Genomic DNA, 18,522 nt, shown 5'->3' on the forward strand with positions numbered 1-18,522 from the left:
TCAGGCCCAATCGCTGAGTGCCGGGCGATCGATCCATTTACCGCCCTCGTGTGTGAGGGCCTCGATGTCGGCGTCGACCATGATCCGCGCGAGATCGGGTGTCTGGATCGTCGGCTTCCAGCCCAGCTTTTGCTCGGCCTTGCTCGCGTCGCCGATCAGTGCGTCGACCTCGGTCGGGCGCAGGTACCGCTCGTCGAACTTGACGTACCGCTCCCACTCCAGGTCCGCGCGCTCGAACGAAAATTGCAGGAAGTCCTTGACCGAATAATTGCCGCCGGTCGCGAGAACGAAATCGTCGGGCTCGTCGGCTTGCAGCATCCGCCACATTCCTTCGACGTATTCGGGCGCGTAACCCCAGTCGCGGATCGCGTCGAGGTTGCCCATGTACAGGACGTCCTGTGTGCCTGCCTTGATCCGAGCAACCGCGCGGGTGATCTTGCGCGTCACGAAAGTCTCACCGCGACGGGGAGATTCGTGGTTGAACAGGATGCCGTTCACGGCGTGCAGACCGTAGGCCTCGCGATAGTTTCTCGTGATCCAATACGCGTAGACCTTCGCTGCCCCGTACGGCGATCGCGGATAAAACGGCGTGTCTTCGTTCTGTGGCGGGGGAGTCGCGCCGAACATCTCCGAACTCGACGCCTGGTAGAACCGGCAGTTCAGCCCCGTCATGCGGACCGCTTCCAACAAGCGAATCGCTCCGACGCCGGTGGTGTTTCCGGTGTGCTCAGGCTCGTCGAAGCTCACGCGAACATGGGATTGCGCAGCGAGGTTGTAGACCTCGTCGGGCACGATCTTGCTCAGCAACGTGACCAGTCGAGCGCCGTCGCTCAGGTCGCCGTAATGCAGAAACAGCTTGGCGGACGGTTCGTGCGGATCAACGTAGAGATGTTCGATTCGAGCCGTGTTGAACGTCGATGAACGGCGAATGAGCCCGTGCACCTCGTAGCCCTTGCTCAGCAGGAGCTCGGCCAGATACGAACCGTCCTGACCGGTAATCCCGGTGATCAACGCGCGCTTCAATATGAGCTCCAGACTAGTTAGGGGCGCCGGCGCTTCAGTTGCCACTGTGCCTGGTTGCGCTCCCACGCACTTTCGACAGTCCCCAGTTCGCGGGCAGGATTACCTGCTACGACCATCCCGTCGCCGACGGACTTCGTTACAACCGAACCAGCCCCGACGATCGCGCCGTCGCCGATCGTGACCCCGGGCATGATGATCGACCGGATACCGATGAACGCGTAGTCACCGATGCGGATCTTGCCTTTGGTCTCGTATTCCATATCCGATGGTGCGATTCCCATCTTCTCGGAATAGCGGTCGAGCGAGAAGTCGTGGGTGAGCAGCATGACGTGCTCGGACAACACGCAACGGTGGCCGAGGGAGATGATCCCTTGCTCCTTGCTGTCGACGTAGATACTCGGGGCAACCCACAGCGGTTGACCGTCGATCTCCATCCCCCCGGAGCGGAGCGCGGCTGTGGCGAGGCGCATGTACCTGCGCTGGCTGAACCTGTCCACCAAGCGCAACAGGGGCAGCGTCTTCATCAGGATCCTCATCAGTCCCCACGCTAGCCTGTTCGCCATGCCATCGTCGCGTGGAACTGCAATCGTGCTGGGCGCGTTGATTGTGCTGGTCACCGCGTGCTCCGGTACCGACTCGAAGCCCCGGCTCGAATTGTCGACACCGCTTCCTGCCATCGCTGCGAACGTCCTGGCTCAGCGCGGCACCATCGTCGAGTCGAAGCCCGCGCAGCTGCCCGACGACGTGATGGCCAAGATCGGCCAAGCGTCGACCGTCGTCTATCGATCGGTATCGGGTTACGACGGCAAGGCGAGCGAAGTCGCCGGGACCGTCTTCGTACCGAAAGGCTCGCCGCCGGACGGTGGCTGGCCCGTCATCGCCTATGCACACGTGACGACGGGTACGACCGTCGACTGCGGACCGTCGCTCAGTGCGGACCTCAGGGGAACAGCGTCGTCGATTGCTCCGATCGTCGAGTCCGGATTCGCCGTCGCCATGACCGACTACCAAGGCCTCGGTCACCCGGGTGGGCATCCGTACCTGGAACCGAAAACGGCGGCGTTCGACGTGATCGACTCGGTCCGTGCACTGCGCAACGTCTATCCGAATGTGTCGACCCGCTGGCTTGCCTTCGGCAGTTCGCAAGGGGGACAGGCCGCGTGGGCTGCAAACGAGTACGCCGCGGACTATGGCACCGGACTCGACTTCCTCGGCAGTATCTCGATCGCTCCGCCGGCAGACTTCACGGGTTACGCCGTCGCCGCGGAATCGGAAACTCTGACCCCGGGCCAGATCTTGTTCATGCCGCTGATCATCGCCGGCTTGCAAGTGGTTCATCCCGACCTCCAACCTTCCGACTACCTACGCGGCGTTGCGCTCAACGACCAGCTGGCGCTGACGTCGTGCACGACGCCTGAGGCAGCGAACAAGAAGGCGCTTTTCGGCGAGCTGAATTCCGCGCAAGTGCGGCCGTCGTCGAAGGAGGCTGCTGATCGGCTCGTCGGCTGGCTGAAGGATTCCGCCCTCCCGCAGCGCCGAGCGTCGGGTCCGATGTTCGTGGTCAACGGCAGCCTCGATGACGTCGTCCTGCCGGCCTGGGTCTCGAGTGCGGTGAGCCGGGCCTGCGAGGCAGGCGACACGATCATCCACCGCGAGATTGCAGACCGCGGTCACACCGACGTCGACGGCGGCGAAGAGATGTATGCGTGGATCCGCGACAGATTCACCGGCGCGGAGGCGCCGTCGAATTGCCCGTGAGCGGCTAGAGGGTGCCGAGGACTGCGGCGAGGGATTCCTTCGGCGTGAAGTCGGACCGCACGAGACCGTAGTTGAAATCCGCCACTGGGCTACCCGTCTCGACGTCGCGGTAGTCGAACACGAAGATCCCTCCGCAGAACGGCAGCGCTTTCAGATAGTTGATGCCGTCGACCAGAAATGCAGCTTGGTCAGGCTCGCTCAACGCGCGGGGGCCTCCGGTTGTCGCGCCGAATTCGGTGAACCAGATCTTCTTCTTGGCGTCCCCGTTGCGGACCATCGTCATCCGTACCTGGGCAATGGCGTTCGCCGAACTTCCCTCACCGAAATATCTGCTGAGAAATCCGTGGTCGCTGTAGGGGTGCATGGCGATCGCGTCGAACGAGTGTCCCGCCCCTTCGCGATAGAGCTGCTCGAAGAAGCTGGCTGGGCTGAGGTCGTATCCGTTGTCGACGGTCGGTGCAGTCGCGCCGCTCACGACAACGATGTTCGGGTCGATCGCTTTGATCGCTGCGTACGACCGGATCAGCATCGCTGCGTAGAGGTTCACGTTGACCCCCGGCCCGAACGCTATCCCGATATTGGGTTCGTTCCAGATCTCCCAGGTTCGGATGCGGTTCTGGTATCGCTTCGTCGCGATCGACACGAATTCGGCGAACCTCGCTGGGTCTGCGGGTGCGGGGTGTTTGACCAGTTGGTTCTGCGGCGGTACGGCCCACGTCGGCGCCCACGTCGCCACGCCGAGAATTTCCGTCCCACGATCGTGGAAGCTGTTCACCAGGTTGTCAGTCGACGTCCAGTCGAAAGTGCCGAATTCTTGGTTGACGATCGGCCACTCGATTGTCAGGCGGACCCAACGTATCTTCCGTTCGCTGATTTCGCGGCTTTGTCGGTCGAGCAGGTCGGGAGTCGCGCCTGCGGTGACTGCCGTGACACCTAAATTCGAAGCGCTGCAAGACCCTTCGTGCGGTGGTGCGGAGTGAACCGCGGACGGCGCAGCAAGCTTGTGGCTATCCACGCTGGTGCATGCCGCGAGCGAAAAGGCAGGTAAAAGGAGCGCCGTGAACACAACGCGCGTGATGGTCATTCGTCCAACAAAAGGGTTCGAGATTGCAAGACCTTTCTTCCCCGAACCCGCGTCCTGTTTGCCTTCGAAATCGCGGACGGAAGGTACCGTAACGATTCTGGCGATGGCATCGACTAGAGGGTAGGTCGGGATCAACGGGGTCACCTGAGCTATTGGTAGTCGGTTGCAAGACTTACGGAGATTTCACTAGATGGATTTCGCCAGCAACGCGCACACGCAAGACGAGTCTGTCGGAGAATTGCTTGGCAGTGCGCGCAGAGCGTACCCGAGTCAACGCCCGTGGAAGCAGGCGTACAGGCGGAAGGTCCTCGCATCGGACGCCGCCGTCATCGTGTTCGCGGTTGCACTCGCGCAAATGCTGCGCTTCGGCATCGACGGAATTGCGGCGCAGCAAGACCCCGATTTCGCCGCCGTCACGACGTATTCCGCAGTTCTCTCGCTGTTGTGGATCCTGTGCCTCAGTCTCGTCGGGTCGCGCGACGTCGGACTGATCGGTAACGGGGCCGACGAATATCGCCGCGTCGTCGCGGGGACGGGCTGGGTGTTCGGCACGATCGCGGTCGGCACCCTGCTGTTGCAGGCGGGCATGGCTCGCGGCTACCTCGGTATCGCACTCCCCGTGGGATTGATCGGACTCATCGCCGAACGCCACATCTGGCGTCGACTGCTGGCGAAAGCCCGCGCGCGCGGCGAGTTCACCAGTGAGGTCATTGTCGTCGGCTGCCTGGAATCGGTTGCGTCGATCGGCAAACGACTCGACAGGGCAACAGACGCCGGCTACCGAGTCATCGGCGCGTGCGTGCCGGGCTTTTCTGGCGGTGTCGGTGAGACGGTGCAAGCCGGAACGCGATCGATACCGATCCTCGGCGACGAGAACTCGATCGATGCCGCGCTGACTCTGACCTCTGCGAGCACCGTGGCCGTTGCCGCCGTCGAGCAACTCGGTTACGAGCGCATGCGCAACTTGGCCTGGAAACTCGATGCGCTCGACGTCGACCTCGTCGTCGCTCCGGGCGTCGCAGATGTCGCAGGTCCGCGGCTGAAGATCCGACCCATCGACAATCTCGCGATGCTGCAGGTCGACAGGGCGAAATGTGAGGGCGCATCGATGATCGGGAAGTCGATCTTCGATTTCGTGTTCGCCGTGGTCGTCTTGCTCGTCGTCTTACCGGTCGTCGCCCTCGCGGCGATCGCGATCAAAGCCGAAGACGGTGGACCGGTGTTCTTCCGCCAGGAGCGCGTCGGTCTCGGTGGCAAGACGTTCCGAATCTGGAAATTGCGGACCATGGTCACCGACGCCGACAAGATGATCGACGAGGCCAAGACCAAGGCAGGGCAAGACGCCGCTGTCTTCTACAAGTCCGCGAACGACGCTCGCATCACCCGGATCGGACACTTCCTCCGCAAGACCAGCATCGACGAGATCCCGCAGTTGTTCAACGTGCTCGGCCGGGACATGAGCCTCGTCGGTCCGCGCCCGCTCGTTCCCGGCGAGGGCTCCCATGTTTTCAACTTCATCGAGCGGCGCACCCTGGTCAAGCCCGGCATCACCGGGCTGTGGCAGGTTTCCGGCCGGTCGTCGGTCTCCGAGGAAGAGCGCATCCGTCTCGACCACTACTACGTCGACAATTGGTCGGTTGTGCAGGACCTTGTGATCATCTGGCGAACCATCGCCGCCGTCGTCAAATCCGACGGCGCTTGCTGAGGTGCCGGCAGGAGTTTTCACCGATCTCGCTGGCTTGAAAGTCTGCGTCGTCGCTTGCCATTTCGATCCCGAGACCACTGGGAGCGCGCCGTACAACACGGCGCTGGTCAAGGCCCTTGGCGAGGGGGGTGCCGATGTCGAGGTCGTCACAGGCATCCCGCACTACCCCCAATGGGCCGTCGGCGACGAGAAGTATCGCCGCGGTCTCCGATGGAAAGAAACCTTCGGGCCTGCTCGAGTGACGCGCGTGAGGCATGCCGTCCCGCGCACGCCGAACCTGATCGGCCGCGCGCGAATGGAGTTGAGCTTCGCGTCGCTCGCGTTGCCGTATGTGCTGGCGTCGCGCAGCGATGTCGTTGTGGCCGTGACTCCCTTGCTCGGCGCATTCGTCGCGGGACGCTGTGCCGCGCGCGGTAGACCGCTCGGCGTGGTCGTGCACGATCTCAGCGGCAACGCAGCCCAGCAGTCCGGCACCACGGGTGCAGGCGCAGGCGCCGTCATCGGAAACATCGAGTACCGCCTCGCTCGGTCCGCCGATCTGGTCGGCGTGATCACCCCGCGCTTTCGCGACGTGCTGGTCAATGACGGCGGCGTCCGCCCCGAGCGAATCATCGACGTCCCGCTGTTCACTCACATCACCGGCGTGGACGAGACGACTGCAGCAGCGCGCGCACGCCTTGGCTGGCCGAGCACCTCGGATTTCGTCGTCGTCCACACGGGCAACATGGGCATGAAGCAAGGTCTGGACAATGTCGTGGACGCCGCGCGAATTGCCTACCAGCGCAATCTCGGAGTCTCGTTCGTCCTCGTCGGGGATGGCAATCAGCGGCGTGCCCTCGGCGATCTCGGCAAGGGCATCCCGAACCTGCGCTTCGTCGACCCCGTCGACGGCGATGCCTATCCCCACGTACTCGCCGCAGCGGATGCATTGCTGCTCAACGAGCGCCGCGGCGTGCTCGAAATGTCACTGCCGAGCAAGGTGACGTCCTACGTTGCGGCCCGCAGGCCAATGATCGCCGCGGTGGAATCCGGCGGTATCACGCACTCCGTCGTGGACGAGTTCGCCGCAGCACACATCGTCGATCCTGGCAGCGGCGAGGCGCTGGTCGCGGGTGCACTGGCGCTCCGCGACGACGAAGGACTGCGGACCAAGTTGGTCGACGCTGCGGCGCAACTGGGCGAAGCGAAGTTCGGCGAAGCCGCCGGACGCGAGGGCTTTCGCCGCTTCGCCAAGGCCCTAGCCAACACCCACTGACCCTCGTGAGTCTTTTAGGAGTCCCTGGACTCCTAAAAGACTCACGACCTCAGATGGCCACGGCAGGGGCGGATTCGTCGTCCGGCGTTGGGGCTCGCCGCCGGACTAGTTTGGGCACGTTCGCGAAGTCGGGAAACACTTGCGCGGTGAGCACGGCGGCCGCAGCCACGAAGACGACGCCGGCGGCACCGTATTCGGGCGCCACCGCAATGCCGCCGACGACGCTGATGACGCCCATAGCCATGATGCAGAATGCCTGCCAGCGCATCTCTGTCGGCGTCGTCAACAGCACGCCGGACGGTAGATGAATGCACTGCACGACGAGTAAGAGTCCGAACGCCAACGCCAGAACCGTCGTCGTGTGCACCCGCCCGCTCGAGAGAATCGACGTTGCAAACGGGCCGAGCGCGGTGATGCCGATGGCTCCGACAATCGAGACGCCGCCGAATGCGTAGACGATCTTGAGCCAGAGCGACACAGTCCCGTCGTGGTCGTCGCGCCGTTTGACGAACACCGGCCAATAGGCCATGCCTGCGGTGGAGAAGACCGACCAGCCCAGTGCATAGATCTGCGCCATGAGCGCGTAGCGAGACAACTCTTCAGGGGTCGACAGGTGCGAAAGAATCACGCGGTGCGATTGCAGTCCGAGCGGCAGACCGACACTGGCGACCAACATCCACGCCGACCCGGACAGCAGCTTGGCGTCAGCTAGGTCCGCCGGCGGCGACCGAAACGCTGCGCTCCCGATGCCCGACATGCGCAGAGCCACGATCGTGCCGAGCACGTTGCCGATCAATGCACCCGCCACGCCAGGGATCGCGTACCAGATTCCCGTCGCACCGGAGAACAGCAGTCCGAACGTGATCAGTAGGCCGAACACCGAATTCGACATCAAGATCAGGACGGCGAGCTGATTCTTGTCGATCCCGATGAGAATTCGGGTGCCCAGGCTTACCGGCAGCGTGAGCGCGAAGATCGACGCCGCCACGGTGACGATCCAGCGATCATCCGGACCTGTCGTCAGTCCGATGACTGTGCCCCACGCGTCGAACGCCATGACGGTGATCAGGACCGCGACCAGGCCGACGGATACCAAACTCAGCACGCGGAACGCACGCTGAATGGTGGCGACGGCGATTCGGTCGTCGGCGATGTTTCCAGGGCGCGAACTCGCACTGGTGACGACTGCACCTATCCCGAGATCGGCGAAGGGGAACAACAAGCTGATCGTCGAGATCAGTGCGACGACGCCGAACACGGCCTCGCCGGTTTCTTTGACGATTATCGCTGTGTTGAGCAGCCCGACCAGTGCGACGACCGGCGTGCCGATCACCCGAAAGATCGTCCCCCACACCACAGCGCGCTGCTCTTCGGTGTTGAGCGCGGAATCGGTGTCTGCGCGCAGCATTCCGATGGGCTGAATGTCCTCGACGGACGTCCGAACGACATTCGACGGCCGGTGCCTACCCTTCACCGTTCGATGCCTGCCCGACTGCTGAGCAGCCGTGACGGGACGACGTTTAGTTGCCATCACCGAAGTCTTTGCGCGGTGCGCGGTCGAGCAGTCGCTTGGTCGCGAAGATGGTGCGCACCAGGTACTCCATGGCGCGAGATTGCAGGCGATCTCGCGTGCGATTGCCGTGTGGGTAATACCCGATGAGGTCCCAGGCTTTGCGCAGATCATTGAAGTTGTGCTTGATCGGCCGAACGGTCCCTGCGCCTGTGGCGTCGAAGTCGCAGACGACGCGGTCCAGGGCAATGGGCAACTGGTCGAGCGCGGCGCGGAACAGATACAGCTGATCGGCTGCCAGTCCGAACGTCTCGTCGTACGGACCGAGTTTCGCTCCGAGGTCCGCGCCGATGAATGTGCCTTGGTGCGGAACCGTGTTCATGCCGGACGTGAACTTGCGGAGATCGAACGGAATGTAGCCGAGGGTGCCGAGCTCTTCGCCGTTCGCGCCCACCCGCCGGACCTTCCCATACCCCCACACGTTGCGGGGGTCGTCGAGCTGCCGGACCACGTAGTCGATCGCGTCCGGATCGGAGAAGCAGTCGCCCGAATGCATCAGCCACACGATGTCGCCGGTCGCGCGCGCGATGCCCTGGTTCATGCCGTCATAGCGGCCCTTGTCCGGTTGCGACTGCCAATACGCCGGTTGCGGATCGAGGGACTGCAGATACTCGACGGTCGCCGGACCGGATCCGCCGTCGACGATGATGTGCTCGATGTCTGCGGTGCTCTTTTGCTCGCGCACGCTGGCGACCGTCTTGCGCAGACCGTCGAGGTCGCGGAAGCTGATCGTCACGACCGAGACCTTCATGATCTGACCTTCCCGAGCAGTACCCGCGCGATGGCTGCGAACGCGTATACGAGTGCCCCTGGGCCCGGTGTGCCGTATCGGAGGCCGGTCGCAATCGATCGGAGAACTCCTAGAAGCGAACCTCCGGCAATCGCTGATGCGACGGGGCTGGTCAGGAAATAGTCGCCCCGCGTTCGGCGGTTCGACGACGCGAGATGCTCGCGGCCCCAGGCGATGTAGCCTGCACTCTGGTCGCGACCGGTCCGCGACAGGGAGCCGTGGCTGAGGTCGTAGCGCACCAACGGTTCGCGGAGCTGAACGATCGGCACGTCCGGAAATTCTTTGCGGACCGCCAACAGCCAGGTCGGATCGTCGTGCAGCGTGCCGCGTGGTGCCGTCCACGGGACGCGCTCGGCCACGAGCCGCGGAAACAGCAGGGTCGACGTCTGCACGCTGGCGCCGCCGAACCTGGGGGAGTGGAACCGGAAGATGAAGTCCGCCACTGGTTGTCGAGGTTCGATCAGCCGTCGCGGCCACACCCGCGGCGGCCCGTCACCCCGGACCTCCACGCTGCACGAGGCGATCCATTCGTCGGAACAGTCGCTGACGGCCGCGAGTTGGCTGGCGACTTTCTCCGGTAGCCACACATCGTCGTCGTCGAGCAATGCGATCACACTGCCGGTCGAGGAATCGATGCCGAATTGTCTCGCTCTGCTGCTGCCGAGGCCACCCGAAGTGTGGATCACCTTGATGCGATCGTCGGTCGGAACAGCGACCTCGCCGCTGGCATCGACGACGACGATCACTTCCGCGACGGGGTACGTCTGAGCCAAAGCGGACTCCACTGCGGCAAATAGTGAGCTACGACCGATGGTCGGGATCACCACGCTGACGGTCGGTTTCATGCGGCGCGGTCGGTCCGGTCGACGAGATGAACGGAGGCGAAGACGACGGCGAGGACCGCGAAGATCGGCAGGATGTTGTAGGACGTCGGTGAGAACAGCAGATCCCAGATGGCCTGAATCGCTATCACGACAGCCATCGCTCCCCACAACCCATATCTGGGACTGTTCCACACGACGGCGAATGCTGCGCACAGCAAACCGATCGGCAGCAGCGCGGCGAACACGCCGCCTTCGGCCCAGGCGTTGAAGAACGTCGAATGCAGCGAGACATCGCCGTTCGGCAGGTGCCAGTTGATGTTCAGGTCGATGCTCGAATCGAAGCCGATGCGCGCGGCGAACCGTTCGCCGCGGTCGAAGACGTCATTGGTGATGTTGTTCGCCGAACCCCAGCCGAACCAGGGCTTCTCGATGATCGCGGACACCGAGAGCGGCGACTCGGTTCGGCCCGCCAGGATCGACGGCACGCCCGCGGAGTCCTGCAACTCCGTCTTCTCCTGGATCGCTGCGCCGAGGACGCCCGACTTCGCAACGGCGGGAAGCAAACTGCCGAACGCGGCGACGGCCACGCCGACGAACGCGAATTGCAGCCACCGCGCGATCCGTCCGCGTGCGAAATCCGTGACCAGAAGGACGGCCGCTGCGCCAAGGCAGACGAGCGCGTGCGAGCGGTAGTTGAGAACCAGGCTCGCGCAGGCAAGGAGGATCAGCGCGACTGCCTGCAGCCGCAATGAGACCCGCATCAAGACGAGGGCGTAGAGACAGATCAACGTGAGCCACGGCGCATAGGCGTACTTCCAGAACGACTCGATGCTCGGCGTGCCCAGCGCCGGTAGGCCTTTGGTCGAGAAATAGATGCACGATCCAAGCGCGACACCGGTGGCGAGCGCGAAAACTCGCTCCAGATCCTTGCCTGCAAGAACCAGCAGACCGATGAAGTAGAGGCCGAACGCTGCCCACTGGAACACTCGTTGGTCGAGGACGCTCACGGCATTCAGGCGCGACGAGATGAGAAAACCGCCGAGTCCGACCGTTGCCAGCGCGATCGGAATCCAGTCGCCGAGACTCAGCTTGCGCAGGAGCAAGGCTGGTGCCACCAGCAAACAGATGCCGCTGAACAGCGTGACCGTGAAGCCCATGACCTGCAGGCCCGACAGCGCACCGAGCGCGATCAGAACAGCGGCAGCGACGGCTCGTTTGCCGAATTCGCGACGCTCGGAAAATGTCTTGTTGAAGTGGGCCGTCGAGGGTTCACGCACTTGGGTGGACGCGGTCATGGTCGACCTACCGCCTCCTGATTGGTTGCGCCCAAGCCGGGCGTTCGCCGTCTCGCTGCGAGGGAGATATCCCGGGTAAGTTGGGTATCGTTACCGGCTGCAAGCCGATCTTTCACCTCGGACGGGGACGAGGCAATCCCGAAAGGGCCTCTTCGTGAGTACTCAACATGCCTCCGACCGATCGCTCGGTGCGCTGCGCGGGCGCTCGTACGATAAGGGCCGAGGCATCGTTGCACAGGCTCTCTGGGTCGCGATTTCGTCTGCTCTCTTCACTCGCGTGTGGTGCCCGAACAGTCTGCGCATCAAGATTCTGCGAGCCTTCGGCGCCGAGATCGGTACAGGCGTTCTGGTTCGGCACAACGTATCGATTCAATGGCCGTGGAAGCTGACGATCGGTGACAACTCCTGGATCGGGGTCGGCGCGGAGGTGCTCAACCTCGAACGGATCACCATCGGATCCGACGTCTGCATATCCCAGCAGGCCTACCTCTGCGCTGGTAGCCACGATCATCGTTCCCCGGTTTTCGAATACGACAACGGCCCGATCACCCTCGAGGACGGCGTATGGATCGGGATGCGCGCGGTAGTGCTGCGCGGCGTCCGGGTCGGTGCCAATTCAGTCGTCGGGGCGACAGCGTTGGTGACCGAGGACGTCGCACCGTCGTCGCTCGTTCTTGCTCCACGGGGTTCGGTCCAGCCGCTGGTGCGACGGATCGAGAAGTCCTGAGCATGCGGATTCTGCAGGCCGTCACACTTTTGAGTCCTGACGGCGCGTACGGCGGTCCGGTCCGGGTTGCGTTGAATCAATCGGCAGCGCTGCGCAAACTCGGCCACGACGTGACCCTGTCCGCGGGCGTGCGCGGCTACGAATCAATCCCTGTGGAACAAGAGGGCGTGCCGCTCGCGCTGTCGCCCGCTCGCACGCTGGTGCCTGGCGTCGGCTTTGCCGGGCTGACCGCGCCGGGGCTACTGCGCTGGCTGTGGCAGCGGCGTCGCGAATTCGACGTCGTCCATCTACATCTCGCTCGCGATCTTGTGTTGTTGCCGCTCGCCGTGCTTGTGCGCCTACTCGGCATCCCGTACGTCGTCCAGCCGCACGGCATGCTCGCGCCGAGGTCCAACGCGCTCGCGCCGCTGCTGGACCTGTTGTTCGTTCGACGGATCCTCCGCGGCGCAGCGGAGGTCTTCTACCTGACCGAACTCGAACGCACGGACCTCACGACGATCGCGGGGCCCACGGTCCGGTTGACGGCGCTGCACAACGGCGTGCCCGCTTACGAACCGATCGAGGAGTCCGGCGACGTTCCCGAGGTGCTGTATCTGGCCCGCCTGCACGAGCGCAAACGGCCGGTCGACTTCGTGCGTGCTGCCAGTGCCTTGCTCGCGGACGGCGTCGATGCCCGGTTCGCCCTCGTCGGACCCGACGAAGGGGAAGGTGCTGCTGTGTCGGCATTGATTGCGCAGACGGCGGCGATCACGTGGGAGGGCGCGATCGCCAGCGGAGCCGGTCCGGAGCGGATGCGGAGCGCGAGCGTGTATGTCCTGCCGTCAGTGAACGAGCCATACCCGATGTCGGTGCTCGAAGCGATGTCGGTGGGACTGCCGGTCGTCATCACCCACGACTGCGGACTTGCCGATCTTGTCACTCGAACGCAGAGCGGGATCGTCTGCGAACCAGGCGTCGAGCCGATTGCGGCGGCCGTCGCGACGCTGGTTCGCGACCGCGTCGCTGCCAGAGCCGCAGGCGCGCGAGGACGTGCTGCAGTGTTGAACGAGCTCGGTATGCCGAGAGTTTCCGAGCAATTGCAACGGTCGTACCGGTGCGCAATAGAAGGCAGCTGATCAGTAGATGAACTCTCCTCGACGCCGCCCACGTGCCAAAGCCGCCGCGACGACCCTGCTTGTCGTCGCTCTGCTGGCGGTCACCGGCCTCGTTGCCTACATCCTGATCGCGAACAGCAACGAGACGCCGCCGACTCCGAAGGAGACCTTGCGGGTGGCGGTCATCGGTGATTCCTACAGCGCTGGAGTCAAGAACTCCGTGGTGTGGCCGACCCTCATGGCCGAGTCCACAGGTGCCAGTGTGAGCAACGTCAGCGTGCCAGCTTCCGGATACTTGGCCGATGCGGGCGGACTGGGTCCGTTCGCAGCGCAATTGGACAAAGCGCTCGCATCGAAGCCGGATGTCATCGTCGTATTCGGCGGATTGTTCGACGTCGGCCAGCCGCTGGACCTCATCGGTCAAGCAGTGTCGGACCTGGTTGCGAAGCTGGCTCGGTCCGCGCCGAACGCCAAGATCATCGTGGTGGGTCCGCTCTGGCACGAGGTTCCCGCGCCCGACGTCGTCCGTCAGATCGATGAGACCGTCGGCACGTCGGTGCGAAATCTGAAGCTCACTTACCTCAGCCTCGTCGACGAACCCTGGCTTGCCAAACCAGGCTTGTTCCGTAACGACGACTCGCAGCCCACCGATACCGGTCAACGAGTGTTGGCGAATTCGCTGACCGACGCACTACGAGCGGGCGGCGTTCCTTTTGGCTGATTCATCGAGAAAGCGCTGGGCTGGTGTCGGAGTTCTGGCTCTCGGAGTCGCCGTCGCCGCCGTGGTGAGCATCGTGGTCATCAGCCATCGGCAGTCCGACCCGGCGATCGCCGCCGAGGCGGCGGCAGCGGCGTCGGAGGTAACCGAACAGGACGGTTCTGCGAAGTCGGCGCTGTTCATCGGCGACAGCTACACCATGGGTCCGCCGTCGTTGCCAGACCTCGGTTACGCCTGCCTAGCGGCGACCAGCATGGGCTGGAACTGCAACCTTGCAGTCGTGCCCGGGACCGGCTTCATCAACGGCGGACCGAACCATCGGCTGCCGCAAAGCGCTGAAGGCCCCGAGTCCACGTCCTTCTACGAGCGCATTCCGAGCCTGCGCAGTCGATACGACGCTGACGTCGTCGTGATCGACGGCGGCCGCAACGACGTGGTGTACGGCGCTGAAAACGTCGCCAATTCCTTTGTCTTCACAGTCGAGCAGGTCAAGGCTGCGTGGCCGAAGGCTCGCATCGTTGTCGTTGCTCCTTGGTACCTGCGTGATTCGGCGCTCAAGGCCACCAACAACTCCGGCGTCGCAGTCCCGATTGCGGACTGGTTGCAAAAGGCGCTTCGCGCCAAGCCCGACCTCAAAGATGTGGTGTTCATCGACCCCAACGCTCTCGGCTGGATCGCCGGAATCGATGTCGCGCCCCTGATCGGATCGGACAACGTCCATCCGAACGCGGCGGGTAGCCGCTTCCTCGGCGACAAGCTTGCCGCCACGCTCGCAGCTGATGGCCTCGGCGACACCAGATGATTCGATGAACGAAACGCTCGGCGAATACTTCAGGATCCTGCGTGATCGATGGCGGTGGGTTGTCCTCGTCATGCTGATCATCATCGGTGGAACCGCTGCACTGCTGCTGGTGCAACCCAAGCAGTACGAATCGGTGTCGTCGGTGTTCGTGTCCACTCCGCGCGACGACGCCGATACCTACTACCAGGGTCACCAGTTCGCCCGTGAGCGGTCGCCTTCCTACGTGGCGCTGCTGCAGAGCGAGCAGCTCGCCAGGCGGGTCATCGGTGATCTCGGCCTCGACATGGAACCTGCTGAGCTGATCGCGTCGACGAAAGCAGCCGCCATCCCGAGCACCGTGTTGATACAGCTGACGACGAAAGCGAAGTCCCCGGGGTTGGCGCGACAGATCAATCAGACCTATATCGACGAGCTCGAGGCAGAGGTCGCGTCGATCGAAACGATTCCGGGAGCCCTCACGCCCCGCGCGGAATTGATCGTCGTCGAGCCGCCCACACTCCCCGCGAAGCCGGGCGGGTTTCCGCCGATCTTGCTGCTTGCCGCAGCGACCGGCGCGGGACTCGCGGCGGGTGCAGGGTTGGCCGTCGTTCTGGCCTTGCTCGACACGAAGATTCGCCGGCCGGAGGATGCGGAAGAGGCCGCGGGCGCGCCCGTTCTCGCTGTACTTGCTCCCGACGCAGACCCGGTTGAGCCCTATCGGCAGCTGCGCGGCAATCTCACGACGACGGTCACGGAGGGTTCGGATGCAGATTCCCACGTCGTGCTCATCTGTTCGACCGAACCAGGCGCGGGCAAGACGTGGCTCGCGCTGGAACTCGCGCGCGTGTTTCGCGACGAGGGCTCGCGCCCAGCCGTGATCGATCTCGATGTGCGCAATTCCCTCGTTGCCAGTCTCACCCGGTCGCTGAACCCCGTCACCGTTGCCGATGTGGTCATAGACCGAACGTCGCCCAGCGACACCGAAAGCAACAGGCGCGATGGGATGACGATCGTTCCCGTCGGTGACGTCGGCGCTCACGGTGGACGCATGATCGACTCGCCCCGAGTCGGTCTGTTGTTGGACCGAGTCAAACTCACCAGCAACTGGCTTCTCATCGACACTGCTGCCGCTGCGAAATACAGTGACGCACTTCGACTCGCGCGGCATGCGGACTTCGTCCTGGTCGTCGCCCAAGCCGGCCGGACCCGCTTCGATCGGCTCTCGCGATTGGCCGGCGAGTTCCGCGAGGCCGGTCACCCCATTGGGGGAATTGTGTTCAACGATCTACCTCCGGCGAAGCGCGCAACTGCGCGAGCTGCCAGGCATGCACGTGTAAAGGAAACGACGGCCAAATAATGAACTCGAACAAGGCTTTTGCCGCGTTGCGCGATCGATGGTGGATACCGGTGGTCGCGATGGTGATCGGCATCGGTGTCGGCATCGGGTTGACCTTCGTGCTGACGCCGCAGTACACGTCGTCGGCAAAGTTGTTCGTCAGTACCACTGGCGGCACGACGTCGACCGAGTCGTTCCAGGGCGACCAGTTCTCGCAACAGCGTGCCGGCTCCTACGCCGACATGCTCAGCAGCGAGATCCTCGGCAAACGTGTGGTCGACGCGTTGCGGTTGCCGCTGAGCGGATCGGAGGTGGCGAGCAAGGTCACTGCCACCGCGGTGCCGAAAACGGTACTGATCAACGTCAGCGTCAAAGACGATTCTGCTCAGCGCTCCGCTGCGATCGCGAACAAGCTTGCCGAAGAATTCATCTCCTACATCACACCGCTGGAGACTCCTGCCGGGCAGGCCCAAGCTCGCGTGGTCGTCACACTTGTCAGTCCCGCAGCGGTCCCCGACAGCCCCACCTTTCCGAAATTGATTCCGTTCGCGCTGTACGGGGCGATCATCGGTCTCGTAATAGGGCTCGCATTCGTCGCGTTTCGGCATCTGACGGATCGGTCGGTCGGCAAGGTCGGCAAGCTCGCGGCGGCATCCGGACTGCCCGTTCTGGGTCCGGTGACAGTCGTCGACCGAAGTCCGGACGAGCGTCGCGCTCAGATGAATTCGTGGGACACCCCCGAGGCCGAGGCGTATCGGAAGGTGCGGGTTGCGTTGCAGTCGATGGACCCCGAGCCTCGGATTATCGTCGTCACGAGTTCGAAAACCGGTGAGTCGACGGTCCACGCAGCGCTCGACCTCGCTATCGCGTTCGCCGAGACCGACCGCTCGACAGTGTTGATCGAGACAGATTCGGCGAACCCGGTTCTCGCCAGCGAACTTTCGTTGGCTCCCAGCCCTGGTTTGATCGATCTGATCAGTGTGAACCTGACTCTCGATCACGTCGTGCAGAAGACGATCCAACACTGCCTCAGCGTCGTTCCGGTCGGCACTGGCCGCGACGTCGCCCCGCTACTGCCGTCGCATGTGGTCAGCCAAGCGTTGTTTTCGCTTCTGGCCGAGTACAACTACATCGTGATCGATACCCCACCGATGGACCGCAGCAGCGCTGCTTCGGTGTTGGCTGCTGTGTCGGACGGAACCTTGTTGGTCGTGGATCCGGACGTCGCGCGTCGCAAAGATGTTGTGCGCGCGACAAAAGAACTGCGAACCTCAGGTGCGCGCCCGCTCGGTGCGGTGCTGGTCGGTTAGCAGCGCGATCGGGTCGGTGGTCACCATCCGCAGTGCCGCCTCGATCTTCTCTCGGGGAAAGACGTTGTCGTGAAACGATGCCGAGAACGTCCGATCGTTGTCGATCACGGTGGCCATGATCGTGAGCGCTTCCGGTCCGGCGGTATCCAGCAACCCGGTCAGCATCCGCCCTTCATCGACGACCCATTTCGACTTCGCGAGCGTCGGTGGCCGGCCGAGGTCGGTGTACATCATGCGCATGCGGGGGTGCGCGGGAACCGTATCGACCGGAACGGTCACGACCTTGCGCCGCACGCGGGTCACAGCGGAGGCGAAACCGAGCCACGCCAACGGCAGTCCTGACTCGTAGGCAGCGGACAAGGCGGCAGCGGCGTCGTCGAGCGGCGTCTCGCTGTGTATCGGGACACTCATCCCGAGCACGAAGTTTCCGTTGACGACACTTTTTTTCGGCAGGTAGCGACGACAGTCCACGGCAACGACGAGGTCGTCGGTCGCGTGCAGACCGACTGCGCGAAATGCTTTGCGGAAGAGCATCATCGCCAGGAGCGCGCCGCTAACGTTGGGCGCGTTGTGCTTTCGCCACTGCCTGAGTTCGGTTTCGACGGAACCGGGGGAGACGGCGAAACTGACGGCGTGCGATGGCTGCCAGGGGAGCAGCCCGGTGTCGGTGGGCGGCTCGGAAGAACTCGCGGATCGCATCTCGCGGAACGCACTCCGCACGCGTACCAGTTGGCGTACATGCTTCGGCCGCACCACGAACCAGCGAAACACCGCTTTGGCCAACGCATGCCGGGTTTCCGGGGTGTCCGCCCACGCACCGAGCGTGCCCGTCGACGTGTACTCGTCGACGGCCGTAATCAAATCGACCAAGAGCTTTCCGTCGCCGAGACCGTGGTCGGTGTCGAAGAAGAGATAGTTGCCGCACAAGATCAACTGGAACGACGGCTTTGGGCCGGTCTCTCGACGGACCGACTCGGCGGCGGCGGACAGTCCCGCGACGTTGGACGGGCCGGGGATCTCGCGGACCGCGTCCCTTCGCAGTACTGGATCGAAGGCCCAGGTGGCGCTCGACTGGCTCGATCGCAGGCCGATTCGCGTCTGCGTTCCCGCTCGAGCGATTTCGACCAACGCTTTCCGCACCGACTCGACCGATCGCTGCTCCACCGGACCGGTTATGCCGATGTAGCGGCCGCCGGACATGAACAGGTCGCCGCCGGAGGCCTTGAAGCGTTTCGTCGACTCGGCCATCGAC

At 63.7% G+C, this 18,522-nt stretch carries 17 protein-coding genes; 9 read left to right on the forward strand and 8 right to left on the reverse strand.

Features of this window, described 5'->3' with window-relative positions:
- Positions 1–1,023 carry a GDP-mannose 4,6-dehydratase gene (gene gmd, locus FGL95_RS22415; RefSeq protein ID WP_169590901.1) on the reverse strand — a complete coding sequence of 341 codons (1,023 nt, stop codon included), beginning with the start codon at positions 1,021–1,023 and terminating at the stop codon, positions 1–3.
- A gap of 17 nt (positions 1,024–1,040) precedes the next feature.
- Positions 1,041–1,547 carry an acyltransferase gene (locus FGL95_RS22420; protein WP_240963224.1) on the reverse strand — a complete coding sequence of 169 codons (507 nt, stop codon included), beginning with the start codon at positions 1,545–1,547 and terminating at the stop codon, positions 1,041–1,043.
- 37 nt (positions 1,548–1,584) lie between these two features.
- Here FGL95_RS22420 and FGL95_RS22425 point away from each other — a divergent pair, with 37 nt between their 5' ends.
- Positions 1,585–2,781 carry a lipase family protein gene (locus FGL95_RS22425; RefSeq protein WP_169590905.1) on the forward strand — a complete coding sequence of 399 codons (1,197 nt, stop codon included), beginning with the start codon at positions 1,585–1,587 and terminating at the stop codon, positions 2,779–2,781.
- Between the two features lie 4 nt (positions 2,782–2,785).
- Here FGL95_RS22425 and FGL95_RS22430 read toward each other — a convergent pair whose 3' ends face one another.
- A complete protein-coding gene (locus FGL95_RS22430) occupies positions 2,786–3,865 on the reverse strand; it encodes a glycosyl hydrolase (RefSeq protein WP_169590906.1) in 1,080 nt (359 codons plus the stop codon).
- A 190-nt stretch (positions 3,866–4,055) separates the two neighbouring features.
- Here FGL95_RS22430 and FGL95_RS22435 point away from each other — a divergent pair, with 190 nt between their 5' ends.
- Positions 4,056–5,570, forward strand: a complete 1,515-nt coding sequence (locus FGL95_RS22435) for a sugar transferase (RefSeq protein WP_169590909.1) — start codon at positions 4,056–4,058, stop codon at positions 5,568–5,570.
- 1 nt (position 5,571) lies between these two features.
- On the forward strand, positions 5,572–6,825 hold the full coding sequence (locus FGL95_RS22440; RefSeq protein ID WP_169590911.1) for a glycosyltransferase: 1,254 nt from the start codon (positions 5,572–5,574) through the stop codon (positions 6,823–6,825).
- A gap of 49 nt (positions 6,826–6,874) precedes the next feature.
- Here FGL95_RS22440 and FGL95_RS22445 read toward each other — a convergent pair whose 3' ends face one another.
- Genes FGL95_RS22445 through FGL95_RS22460 form a run of 4 tightly spaced genes read right to left on the reverse strand, consistent with a single transcriptional unit; the run spans position 6,875 to position 11,304 of the window.
- A complete protein-coding gene (locus FGL95_RS22445) occupies positions 6,875–8,356 on the reverse strand; it encodes a lipopolysaccharide biosynthesis protein (protein WP_240963225.1) in 1,482 nt (493 codons plus the stop codon).
- On the reverse strand, positions 8,346–9,146 hold the full coding sequence (locus FGL95_RS22450) for a glycosyltransferase family 2 protein (RefSeq protein ID WP_169590914.1): 801 nt from the start codon (positions 9,144–9,146) through the stop codon (positions 8,346–8,348). The genes FGL95_RS22445 and FGL95_RS22450 overlap by 11 nt, the downstream gene beginning before the upstream one ends.
- A complete protein-coding gene (locus FGL95_RS22455) occupies positions 9,143–10,030 on the reverse strand; it encodes a glycosyltransferase family 2 protein (protein WP_169590916.1) in 888 nt (295 codons plus the stop codon). The genes FGL95_RS22450 and FGL95_RS22455 overlap by 4 nt, the downstream gene beginning before the upstream one ends.
- The gene (locus FGL95_RS22460) at positions 10,027–11,304 is read right to left on the reverse strand and encodes an O-antigen ligase family protein (protein ID WP_169590919.1); all 1,278 of its coding nucleotides are present in this window, start codon (positions 11,302–11,304) and stop codon (positions 10,027–10,029) included. Before FGL95_RS22460 ends, FGL95_RS22455 begins: the two co-directional genes overlap by 4 nt.
- Before the next feature lie 154 nt (positions 11,305–11,458).
- On the opposite strand from FGL95_RS22460, the gene FGL95_RS22465 reads away from it, so the two are divergent.
- The 6 genes from FGL95_RS22465 to FGL95_RS22490 are packed head-to-tail and all read left to right on the forward strand — an operon-like array spanning position 11,459 to position 17,270.
- A complete protein-coding gene (locus tag FGL95_RS22465; protein ID WP_169590922.1) occupies positions 11,459–12,031 on the forward strand; it encodes a DapH/DapD/GlmU-related protein in 573 nt (190 codons plus the stop codon).
- 2 nt (positions 12,032–12,033) lie between these two features.
- Complete coding sequence (locus FGL95_RS22470; protein ID WP_169590925.1) at positions 12,034–13,146, forward strand: glycosyltransferase; 1,113 nt, start codon at positions 12,034–12,036, stop codon at positions 13,144–13,146.
- 7 nt (positions 13,147–13,153) lie between these two features.
- The gene (locus FGL95_RS22475; RefSeq protein WP_169590928.1) at positions 13,154–13,846 is read left to right on the forward strand and encodes an SGNH/GDSL hydrolase family protein; all 693 of its coding nucleotides are present in this window, start codon (positions 13,154–13,156) and stop codon (positions 13,844–13,846) included.
- Complete coding sequence (locus FGL95_RS22480) at positions 13,839–14,645, forward strand: SGNH/GDSL hydrolase family protein (protein ID WP_169590939.1); 807 nt, start codon at positions 13,839–13,841, stop codon at positions 14,643–14,645. Before FGL95_RS22475 ends, FGL95_RS22480 begins: the two co-directional genes overlap by 8 nt.
- Positions 14,646–14,649: 4 nt before the next feature.
- The gene (locus FGL95_RS22485) at positions 14,650–15,981 is read left to right on the forward strand and encodes a tyrosine-protein kinase domain-containing protein (protein WP_169590941.1); all 1,332 of its coding nucleotides are present in this window, start codon (positions 14,650–14,652) and stop codon (positions 15,979–15,981) included.
- Positions 15,981–17,270, forward strand: a complete 1,290-nt coding sequence (locus FGL95_RS22490; protein WP_169590944.1) for a tyrosine-protein kinase domain-containing protein — start codon at positions 15,981–15,983, stop codon at positions 17,268–17,270. Before FGL95_RS22485 ends, FGL95_RS22490 begins: the two co-directional genes overlap by 1 nt.
- Here the strand turns inward: FGL95_RS22490 and FGL95_RS22495 are convergent.
- Positions 17,232–18,518: a hypothetical protein gene (locus FGL95_RS22495; protein WP_169590946.1), complete on the reverse strand. Its 1,287-nt coding sequence runs from the start codon at positions 18,516–18,518 to the stop codon at positions 17,232–17,234. The genes FGL95_RS22490 and FGL95_RS22495 overlap by 39 nt on opposite strands.
- Positions 18,519–18,522 lie beyond the last annotated feature (4 nt).

Origin of the sequence: Antrihabitans stalactiti, assembly GCF_012932915.1 — a bacterium.
In the GTDB taxonomy this organism is placed as follows: domain Bacteria; phylum Actinomycetota; class Actinomycetes; order Mycobacteriales; family Mycobacteriaceae; genus Antrihabitans; species Antrihabitans stalactiti.